9 protein-coding genes and 1 pseudogene are annotated in these 10,020 nt (G+C 59.2%); 9 read left to right on the plus strand and 1 reads right to left on the minus strand.

The annotated features are described in order from the left end of the window. The first annotated feature begins 59 nt into the window (after positions 1 to 59). The 6 genes from RIFP1SYM_RS14095 to spoT all read left to right on the plus strand — a co-directional run bounded on the left by RIFP1SYM_RS14095 (position 60) and on the right by spoT (position 7,302). The gene (locus RIFP1SYM_RS14095; RefSeq protein WP_006474540.1) at positions 60 to 1,868 is read left to right on the plus strand and encodes a M61 family metallopeptidase; all 1,809 of its coding nucleotides are present in this window, start codon (positions 60 to 62) and stop codon (positions 1,866 to 1,868) included. A 159-nt stretch (positions 1,869 to 2,027) separates the two neighbouring features. Continuing rightward, positions 2,028 to 3,011, plus strand: a complete 984-nt coding sequence (gene birA, locus RIFP1SYM_RS14100) for a bifunctional biotin--[acetyl-CoA-carboxylase] ligase/biotin operon repressor BirA (protein ID WP_240991628.1) — start codon at positions 2,028 to 2,030, stop codon at positions 3,009 to 3,011. A gap of 3 nt (positions 3,012 to 3,014) precedes the next feature. Continuing rightward, the gene (locus RIFP1SYM_RS14105; protein WP_005965944.1) at positions 3,015 to 3,758 is read left to right on the plus strand and encodes a type III pantothenate kinase; all 744 of its coding nucleotides are present in this window, start codon (positions 3,015 to 3,017) and stop codon (positions 3,756 to 3,758) included. Continuing rightward, positions 3,755 to 4,660: an SPOR domain-containing protein gene (locus RIFP1SYM_RS14110; RefSeq protein WP_005965945.1), complete on the plus strand. Its 906-nt coding sequence runs from the start codon at positions 3,755 to 3,757 to the stop codon at positions 4,658 to 4,660. Before RIFP1SYM_RS14105 ends, RIFP1SYM_RS14110 begins: the two co-directional genes overlap by 4 nt. Positions 4,661 to 4,745: 85 nt before the next feature. Further along, on the plus strand, positions 4,746 to 5,009 hold the full coding sequence (gene rpoZ / locus RIFP1SYM_RS14115; protein ID WP_005965946.1) for a DNA-directed RNA polymerase subunit omega: 264 nt from the start codon (positions 4,746 to 4,748) through the stop codon (positions 5,007 to 5,009). A gap of 112 nt (positions 5,010 to 5,121) precedes the next feature. Continuing rightward, a complete protein-coding gene (spoT, locus tag RIFP1SYM_RS14120; protein WP_006474539.1) occupies positions 5,122 to 7,302 on the plus strand; it encodes a bifunctional GTP diphosphokinase/guanosine-3',5'-bis pyrophosphate 3'-pyrophosphohydrolase in 2,181 nt (726 codons plus the stop codon). A gap of 28 nt (positions 7,303 to 7,330) precedes the next feature. Here spoT and RIFP1SYM_RS14125 read toward each other — a convergent pair whose 3' ends face one another. Then, positions 7,331 to 7,879 carry a diguanylate cyclase domain-containing protein gene (locus RIFP1SYM_RS14125; RefSeq protein WP_006474538.1) on the minus strand — a complete coding sequence of 183 codons (549 nt, stop codon included), beginning with the start codon at positions 7,877 to 7,879 and terminating at the stop codon, positions 7,331 to 7,333. Positions 7,880 to 8,049: 170 nt separating this feature from the next. Between RIFP1SYM_RS14125 and RIFP1SYM_RS14130 the strand changes: the two genes are divergently transcribed. The 3 genes and pseudogenes from RIFP1SYM_RS14130 to RIFP1SYM_RS14140 all read left to right on the plus strand — a co-directional run. Next, positions 8,050 to 8,436 carry a RidA family protein gene (locus tag RIFP1SYM_RS14130; RefSeq protein WP_005965949.1) on the plus strand — a complete coding sequence of 129 codons (387 nt, stop codon included), beginning with the start codon at positions 8,050 to 8,052 and terminating at the stop codon, positions 8,434 to 8,436. Positions 8,437 to 8,539: 103 nt separating this feature from the next. Further along, complete coding sequence (locus RIFP1SYM_RS14135) at positions 8,540 to 9,511, plus strand: TAXI family TRAP transporter solute-binding subunit (protein ID WP_039960580.1); 972 nt, start codon at positions 8,540 to 8,542, stop codon at positions 9,509 to 9,511. Positions 9,512 to 9,588: 77 nt separating this feature from the next. Further along, positions 9,589 to 10,020: pseudogene (locus RIFP1SYM_RS14140) on the plus strand (TRAP transporter permease); the annotation flags it as partial.

Below are 10,020 nucleotides of genomic sequence, written 5' to 3' on the forward strand. Positions count from 1 at the left end.
CTGATTGCGCGGCCAAGCAATGCCCGGGCAGAACAAGCAGTGACTGAATGGAGGTACCGATGATTGACTATACAGTCGAACTCCCGTCACCGGAGGCGCATCTCTATCAGGTCAGCATCCATATCCCGGATCCTGAACCGCACGGTGTAACCTTTTCTCTGCCGGCTTGGATCCGTGGCAGCTACATGATCCGGGATTTCTCACGACATATCATTATTATCGACGCTGAGGACAGCACGGGTCCGCTTGCGATAAAAAAACTGGACAAGCAGACATGGCGATGCGAGCCGGCCAGTGGCGATCTGACAATCCGTTATCAGGTCTACGCTTGGGATCTGTCAGTGCGAGGTGCTCACATGGATACCACGCATGCCTACTTCAATGGTGCTGCCCTGTTCCTGGCTGTGCACGGTAAGCAGCAAGAGCCACTGACTCTCACCATCAACCGGCCAGCAGGAGAGCGCTATGAATCATGGCGGGTCGCCGCGGCAATGCGATCGCAGGGTGCCGATGAGCAGGGGTTTGGCTGCTATCTATTGCAGAATTACGAAGAGCTGATCGATCAGCCTGTTGAGATCGGTGTGCACGACGCTTTTGATTTTGCAGTGGCCGGCAAGCCGCATCGCTTTGTCGTGGCGGGCAGACACAGCGCAGACCTGAACCGTCTGAAGAGCGACCTGACCCGAATCTGCAGCCAGCAAGTTGCGTTGTTTGGCGAACTCCCCCTCAACGACTATCTCTTCCTGCTTAGCGTGGTCGGAGAGGGCTATGGCGGGCTTGAGCACCAAAACTCCACTAGCCTGTTGGCCAGCCGCAAGGATCTGCCAGGGCGATACGAAACGGAACCGAGCAAGAACTATCGGCGTTTGCTGGGGCTCTGCAGCCATGAATACTTTCATCTGTGGAATGTTAAACGCATCACCCCTGCGGTGTTCCTCGAGAACGACACGAGCGCGGAAGTCCACACGCGACAGATGTGGGTGTTTGAAGGCATCACCTCCTACTATGATGATCTGATGCTGCTGAAAAGCGGCTGCATTAAGCGTAAAGACTATTTTGAACTGCTGGCCGAAACTGTCACTCGGGTGATGCGCGGCCGCGGGCGTCTGAAACAGACTCTGGAAGAGTCGAGCTTCGATGCCTGGACCAAATTCTACAAACAAGACGAGAATGCCCCGAACGCGATTGTCAGCTACTACGCCAAGGGTGCCCTGTTCGCACTGCTGCTTGATCTACGGATGCGACTAGAAAGTGATGGCGCCAGCTCTCTTGACCACGTCATGCAGGTGATGTGGCACCGCTACGGCAAGCCGGGTATCGGGGTGCCCGAGAGGGGATTCGAGCAAGTGGCGATGGAGGTGACAGGGCTGGATCTAGCGCCGCTGTTTGAGCTTGGCCTGCGCACTACCCAAGAACTGCCCCTGCAGGAGTCGCTGGCGGCGTTTGGTGTACAGATGCGCCTACGTCCCGCCTCCGGCCCGGAGGACAACGGTGGCGTAGTGACTGATGAGCAAGTGGCAGATGCAAAGCCGCGTTCGGTACTGGGTGCCCGCATCAAAGGGCAGGATGCCGGCGAGCAGGTTGTGCAAGTGTATGAGGGTGGTGCAGCGATGGCCGCGGGGATCGCCGCCGGTGACTTGATCGTGGCGGTTGATGGGCTGCGGGTCCGGCAGGGGGAGATCGAAAAACGCATCGCCGTCCTGCCGCCAGGTGAGGCGGTGCCGGTGCATGCCTTTCGACGAGATGAGCTGATGCAATTTGAGCTTGTGCCGCAAGTGGCGCCAGCCGATACCTGCGAATTCTATCTGCCAGAGGCGATCCCGCCAGCACAGCAGGCGCGGCGCGACGCCTGGTTAAGGAGCCTCTGAATGTATCTGGACGAGCAGAATTGTGCGGCCAAATTTTTCGATGCAAGGCAGAAATCGCAGGTAATAGTCGGACTATTGCCGAGACTTTTAACGCAGCAGCGGGAAATTTGGGCCATAAGGCTGCCGTTCATGATTCGTTCAGAGGCTCCTTAAGTGGTGATGCCGACTAGGATCAGACTGCTACAATTGCTGGCCGACGGGCGCTTTCACTCCGGTGAATCGCTGGCCGTAGCGCTGGGGGTCAGCCGGGCTGCTATCTGGAAGCAAGTCCGCCAGCTGCGTGATGCGTTCGGCCAGGATGTTCATGCAGTGCGCGGCAGGGGCTATCGACTCGCCCGACCGCTGGACCTGCTCGATAGCGAACGGATCAGTGCACAGTTCAGCGACGAAACCGGGGCGCAGATCAGCGTAATCCATCTCCATCAGAGCCTGGATTCCACCAACAGCTGGTTGATGGAACAGGCCCGCAAGGGGGCAGCGAATGGTACCGTCTGTCTGGCCGAGCAGCAGTCGGCCGGGCGCGGTCGGCATGGTCGCCGCTGGATCTCACCCTACGGTAGCAACGTCTATCTCTCGCTGCTGTGGCGCTTTGAGCTGGCGCCGATGCGTCTCAGCGGACTGAGCCTGGCCGCCGGTATCGCTGTGCTGCGCACGCTGCGCGAGTTTGGAGCTGTCGAGGCAGGTCTAAAGTGGCCCAACGACATCCTCTGGCAGCAGAAAAAGCTCGCTGGTCTGCTGCTCGAGGTGTCGGGGGAGTCAGAAGGGCCCGCCCAAGTGGTGCTCGGGGTGGGATTGAATACCCATATGGACGAGCAGGGGGCGGTCATCGATCAGCCCTGGACCGATCTCCGTTCAATCGCCGGCGTCAGGCCCCACACCCGCAATGAGTTGGTCGCGAGCCTGATCGAGAACCTGGTCAGGGTGGCGAATCTTTATGCAAGCGAGGGGCTGCAGCCGCTCATGCAGGAGTGGCACGATGCTGATCTGATGCTGGGCAGACAGGTTGTTGTCCGCAATGCGCGGGGCGCGATCCAGGGCCAGCACCGGGGAATCGATGAAAATGGTGCGCTACTGCTGGCGGTGGAGGGAGATATCCGCAGCTTTCATGCCGGCGAAGTCAGTCTCCGCTCTGAGGGATCCTGAAGCGTGGAGTTGCTCGTCGATATTGGAAACACCTCGTTTCGCTGGAGTACAGTGGCGGGCCTGGCGGACGGCTCGGTCAGCAGTCAACAGCACCTGGGTGAGCTCACACCACTGCTCGATGCCCAATGGCGGCAGCTGGCAGCGCCTGCAGCAGTTTGGGTAAGCTGTGTCGCAGGTGAGGCGGTGCGGTGTGAGCTGCGTGACTGGTGCACAAAGCACTGGGGACTGAAGCCCGATTTCCTGCGCGCCCAGGCAGCCCAGGGCGGGGTGAAGAGTGGCTATCGACAGCCGGAAACCCTGGGGGTCGACCGTTTTCTTGCATTGCAAGCTGCAAAGTCGCTTTCTGTGACCCCCGTCATTGTCGTAGACTGTGGCACGGCAACCACGATCGATGCTCTGGGTCGGGATGGTACACATCATGGCGGGTTGATCCTGCCGGGGCTGGAGATGGCAGTCCAGGCCCTGATCCGAGGCACCGACATTCCGCCGCCGTCTTCACTCGAGGTCGATGGCTTGTTCGGGGCTGATAGCGGTTCCGGAATTGCTGCTGGTGCGCTGTTTTCGACAGTTGCCCTGATAGAGCGGGCATACGCTGAACTGGAGGCCCGCAGCGGTGAGACGCCGCGCTGCCTACTGACCGGCGGGGGCGCGCTACGAGTAAGAGAGTGGATTAGGATAGCAACGCGGTATGAACCGCATCTTGTGTTGATGGGAATAGTAATCGCAACAGATCGGAGCAGCCGATGACAAGGTGGCTGTTTTTTATACTGCTTCTGGCCAATATTGGTGCGCTGATCTGGGGCTATCCACGCATGGTCAGCGACCCGGCCCCCGAGCGCGGGGCAGCCGCGCTGGGTAATCTAAAGCTGCTCAGTGAGCTACAGGAGGTTACTGAGCCGGAAACAGGTCGGCCCGCCGAGTCCCTTGACCCGCCGGCAGAACTGCTGCCGGAGAGTGAGCCTTCTGAACTGGCAGCGGTAGACAAAGATGAAGAGGTGGAGGAGGCGCAGCCACCAGTTGTGACGGTAGAGTCGGAACCGCTGGCTGAGGAGGCTGCGCCTTCGCCTGTCGCTGAGCAGCAGGTCCCTGTTGCTCCAGAGACGCCTACACTGGCGGCGCCCGCGCCTGAGCAGAAAACGCCAAAGACCCCACCGGCTCCACCGCCGCCCGCCCGTGTCTGCATGAGCGTCGGTCCACTGGATCTGCAATCAGAGGCGGAAAAGCTGCGTCTGCAGCTACTGGCGAAGGGCGTGAAGGCCACGCATAGGTCAGAATCCGTGCAGGAACAGGCGGGCTTCTGGGTGCTGATCCCGCCGCAGAAAAGTCGTGAAAAGGCGGCCGAGCTGGTCGAACGCCTCAAGCTGGCGGGCATTACGGACCTGTGGCGCTTCACTAGCGGAGAACTGGCCCATGCCATCTCACTGGGGCTCTTCCGCTCCATGGATCGTGCGGTAATCAGACGCAAGGCAGTGGTGGCAAAAGGCTTTGCAGCTGAGGTTCGGCCGCGTTTCCGTGAGAAGAGCCGACACTGGCTCGACTTCTCCTTCCAAGGCGAGCCGCCTCTGCCTGCAGAGGCATGGGCAGCTCTGCTGCAGGAGTATGAGGACGCCAAGCAGGGCCCACGCCCTTGCGACAAACAGGCCGGGTAGGTGTGGAGTCATGGGAGCGGATCGTATATCATTTCCCGTTCCCTCGGCCCAGCTGGTCGTAATGAATGATTCCCGGAGTGATTAAATGGCTCGCGTCACAGTAGAAGATTGTCTGGATTACGTGGATAACCGTTTCGATTTGGTGCTGGTGGCGACCAAGCGGGCTCGCCAGCTGGAGCATGGGGTGGAACCGTTGTTGCCCTGGGAGAACGACAAACCGACCGTGATGGCGCTGCGCGAGATCGCCGACGGTCTGATCGCCGGCCAGGATTTGGAGCAGCCAGAGGATGAAGCGATGGTGGTGGACGCGACCATCTCCGCACTAGACGCCTCCTTGCTGGGGCAGTAATCCTCTGCTCAAGCGAGTTCATGGTGATTTCGCCCTGATTGGGCGGAGATGGGTCTTGCCTTGAACGGCCCTGTCAGCACAGAATCGTCACATCACTGTGACGGAGTGCTGCATGAGCAACCCCCTTGGACCCACCAAACCACTGACCCCATCCGATCAGGAGGTTCCCCGCTTCCTGATCAGTGACCTCTGCGTCTACCTGGAAAACTATCTCAAGCAGGCGCAGATCCGCGAAGTCTACCGGGCCTATCTGTTTGGCGCTGAAGCCCACTCCGGGCAGCATCGCAAGACCGGCGAACCCTACATCTACCACCCTGTCGCTGTGGCGCGAATCCTTGCCGAGATGCGCATGGATCATAAGTGCCTGATGGCGGCGATCCTGCACGATGTGATCGAGGATACCGATACCGCTCGGGAGCAACTCGTCGAGACCTTCGATGAGGAGATCGCATCGCTGGTCGATGGCGTCTCGAAGCTCTCGAAGATCGACTTCCAGTCCCAGGTGGAGGCGCAGGCGGCGAGCCTGCGCAAGATGCTGCTGGCGATGACCCAGGATATCCGGGTGATCATGATCAAGCTGGCGGACCGGCTGCACAATATGCGCACCCTGGGGGTGATGCGTCCCGGCAAGGCCCGCCGTATCGCCCGCGAGACCCTCGATATCTATGCGCCGATTGCCAACCGGCTCGGCATCAATAGTGTCCGTCTGGAGCTGCAAGAGCTGGGTTTTCACGCCCACTGGCCGATGCGCTACCGGGCCTTGACGCAGGCGGTGGCGGAGGCCCGTGGCCACCACAAGGAGCTGGTATCGAATGTGGAGGTGGCGTTGCGTAGCCGGCTGGAGCAGGATGAACTGGGGGGGCGGGTCAGCGGCCGGGAGAAGCATCTCTACAGTATCTACCGCAAGATGGCGCAGAAGAAGCTGAGCTTCCACGAGGTGGTAGATGTGTTTGCCTTCCGCATCATCGTCGACAAGGTGGATACCTGCTACCGGGTGCTCGGCGCGGTGCACAATCTCTACAAGCCGATGCCGGGGCGCTTCAAGGACTATATCGCCATCCCCAAAGCGAACGGTTATCAGTCGCTGCATACGGTGCTGTTTGGCCCCCAGGGCATCCCGATCGAGATCCAGATTCGCACCGAGGAGATGGAGCGTCTGGCCGAGTCAGGCATTGCCGCCCACTGGAAATACAAGAGCGATGACGGTGGCGGCCACTGGGCCCAGTCGCGTGCATCCGACTGGCTCACCAACCTGCTGGAGATGCAGCAGGGGGTGGGTGACTCGGTGGAGTTTCTCGAGCACGTCAAGGTCGATCTGTTTCCCGATGAGGTCTATGTGTTCACTCCGCGTGGTCGCATCATGGTGTTGCCGCAGGGGGCAACGGTGGTGGATTTTGCCTACGCGCTGCACACTGACCTGGGTAATACTTGCGTGGCGGCGCGTATCGACCGTCGTCTGGTGCCGTTGCGCAGTCATCTGCGCAACGGGCAGACGGTGGAGATCATCAACTCCGAAGGGGCCAGCCCGAGCCCCGCCTGGCTCAACTTTGTGGTGACCAGTAAGGCACGCATCAACATTCGCGCCTTCCTGCGCAATCTGCAGGGGCAGGAGGCGGTGGAGCTGGGGCGGCGTCTGCTGGAGCGGGAGCTGCAGAGCTTCTCGCTGAATCTCTATGAGCTGGAGCAGAAGCACATCGACGCGCTGCTGGAGGAGTACCGGCTCGACGATCTGGATGAATTACTGGCGGAGGTGGCGTTGGGCAACCGGATGCCGGTGCTGATCGCGCGGCGTCTGGTGGGGGATGATGTGCCGGCCGATGGGACTCCGGAGAAGACCGAGAAGTCGGCTGGCCCGCTAGCGATCAAGGGCACCGAAGGGATGGTGGTGAAGTATGCTAAGTGTTGCCGGCCGATTCCGGGGGATGCGATCGTTGGTGTGTTCAATCCCGGTAAGGGCATCGTGGTGCATCGCCAGGGTTGCCCCAATCTGGGTGAGTATGCCAAGCATGGCCACAAATGGATCGACGCCGAGTGGGAGCCTGAGGTGGACGGTGACTTCTCCACCGAGATCCGGGTTGAGGCAGGCAACCGGCGTGGTGTGCTAGCGACGGTGGCCGCGACCATCTCAGAGGAGGGCTCGAACATTGAGAATGTGCTTTCCGAGGAGCGCGATGGCCTCTCCACGACCCTGACCTTTGTCATCACCGTGCGTAACCGCCGCCATCTGGCGCGGATCATGCGGCGGGTCAAGACACTCTCTTCGGTGCTGAAGATCAACCGGCAGAATATCTGAGATCTGGGGAGCTTCAGCAAGTCTCCTGTTATGCGGGGCCTGGATAGTTAAGCTGAAACTGGTTGCAGGGGGGCGGCTTGCTGTAGAGATAGCCCTGCACATCGTTGCAGCCGACGCCGCCGATAAGCAATAGGCCGACTTTGCTTTTTTCCCGACCGGCACGGGCCAGGGCATGTTTCAACCGGTCATTGAAGAGAAAACGGTTGGGAAGGTTGGTCAATGAGTCGTAGTGGGCCAGTTTTTCAAATGCCTCGGTGCGCTCTGCAACCTTCAGTTCGAGTAGGTCCCGCTCAAATTCGAGTGCCGTGTTCTGTTCTTCCAGCCGTTGCCTCTGCCGTTCGATGACCTGTCTCTGCTCCTCCGCCTGTTTGGCGTGTTTCGCCAGGTCGGTTGAGAGATCAGCCAGCTCTTGGCGGCTGTTGTTCATGTCATGGATAGTCTCAACCAGCAGCCGGGATTTGACCTGCGAGAGATTGGCGAGACAGCGCATGCACAGGGTCTTCTCCACCAGGTTTTTATTGATATCCTGAACGTCGGTGACATGCTGTGAAGCAACCTGAACAATGTTCTCTGTCATCGATCTGGGCCGTTTTCGATCAGGTCGATGCCGCAGGGCAGGGCCTATCATTAGCCACGTCCAGGTTCAACGGTGCGCAGGCTCCAGAGAGTTTTCTAAGGTCGAATTACTAGCGCCGACTGCTGTGCTAGAGTCTCCGTCCAGCCATTCTATCTATTGAGGATCACTCTATGAGCCGTGAGATCATCCGCACCGATCAGGCACCGCAAGCCATTGGTACATACTCCCAGGCCGTCAAGTGCGGTACCACTGTCTATCTGTCGGGTCAGATCCCGCTGCTGCCTGAGACCATGGAAATGGTGGAGGGAGAGATCGAGCAGCAGATCCGTCGCGTCTTCGATAATCTGCAGGCGGTAGCCCGTGCCGCGGGTGGCAGCCTGGCGGATGTGGTCAAACTGAATGTCTTTCTCACTGATCTCGGTAACTTCCCGGTGGTTAATCAGGTGATGGCCGAATATTTTAGCGAACCCTATCCGGCACGGGCGGCGATCGGCGTGGCGGGACTGCCGAAGGATGCGGGGGTTGAGATGGATGCGGTGATGGAGCTGCAGGGTTGATCCTCAGCCTGCAGATCTGAGCGGGATAGGGATGCGTGATAAATATCTATGGGGCCCGCATTCTGACGGGGCCATATCTGTCTGCCATACAGGAGATTGCAGCATGAGATTGATAGGTCGGTCTTTTCTATTAGGCGCTGTTGCCGCGCTCGTTCTGAGCCTGGCCCTGCCGTCGGCAGCCTTTGCCGGCAAGCGATATGTGTTCAGTGGTGGCCCCGCCGGTGGCACCTTTCAGGTGGTGGCGAATGCGGTGCAGGTCTATGGGCCGGTGAAGAAGAACTCGGCCTACAAGGTCAAGGCCCAGTCTTCGGCCGGTTCGGTAGAGAACCTGCGCAAGGTCAATAAGGGGCGCGCCCACTTTGGCGTGGTCTATTCGGGGCATGTCTATCTCGGGCGAGAAGGACGCCTGAAAAATGACAAGAAAAAATATGAGGATGTCCTAGCGGTCTCTTACCTCTATGGCGCCCCGGCTCAGCTGGTGGTGCGCAAGGGTTCCGGGATCAAGAGCGTAAAGGATCTGGTGGGCAAGAAGGTGGGGGTGGGTAATGCCGGCTCGGGCGCCTTTGCCAACTGCGAACTCTTCTTCTCCCACATGGATGTTTGGGACAAGATCAAGCGCAACGCCATGGGCTACAATGATGCGGCTCAGGCATTTGGCAATAAGCAGTTGGATGCCTTCTGGCTGTTCACCGCCTTCCCCAGTGGCGCGGTAATCATGGCGGCACAGACCAATGATATCGATCTGATTGATCTGCAGGCCGATGCCAACGTGAGCGGTTTCTTCAAGCGTTACCCCTACTTCTCCGAGCTGTCGGTACCCGCCGGCACCTATCGGGGTGTGGACCACGAGGCCCCGTCGTTTCAGGATTCAGCGCTGTGGGTGGCCAACGCCAAGGTGCCCGATGATGTGGTCTATGACATGTTGTCAAAGATCTATACCGATGAGGGCCTAGCCCACATGCGCAGCCAGAAGAAGACCTTCAAGGAGATGAGTATCAAGACCGGCGTCAACGGTATTGTGACGCCCATGCACCCCGGTGCGATCCGCTTCTGGAAAGAGAAGGGATTGCTCTGAGCTGCCGATAACAATAAAAGGACGGACTCAATCGGGTCCGTCCTTTTTGTTTGGGCAACAGTTAGCAGGAGAGGCACATGTTCGAGAAGCTGCATCACATTGAGCAGAAGGTGTTTGATCTGCTGGCAGTGGCCTTGGTCCTTTTCTACGCCTATTCAGCTGTTCTTGAACCCGCCGCCACCCAATTCCATCGCGGCATCTATATTGTTATCACCTATGTATTGGTGTTCCTGCTCTACCGCTCGAAAACGCCGGTTGGCCGGGCAGTTGATTATCTGCTGATCCTGCTCTCCATCGTCACCATCGGTTACTGGATCTACAACTTCGAGGTGATTAACTACCGGGCGGGGGCGGAGACCGAGCTGGATCAAGTCATCGCCATGGTGGGCGTGTTGCTGGGGGTGGAGCTGGCGCGTCGAGTGGTGGGCAACATCTTTGTCGTGATTGGTGCCATCATGCTGCTCTACGGGATCTATGGCGATTACATGCCAGAGTTGATCTCCCACGCC

The sequence above is a fragment of the endosymbiont of Riftia pachyptila (vent Ph05) genome (genome assembly GCF_000224455.1).
Taxonomy (GTDB): Bacteria; Pseudomonadota; Gammaproteobacteria; order Chromatiales; family Chromatiaceae; genus Endoriftia; species Endoriftia persephonae.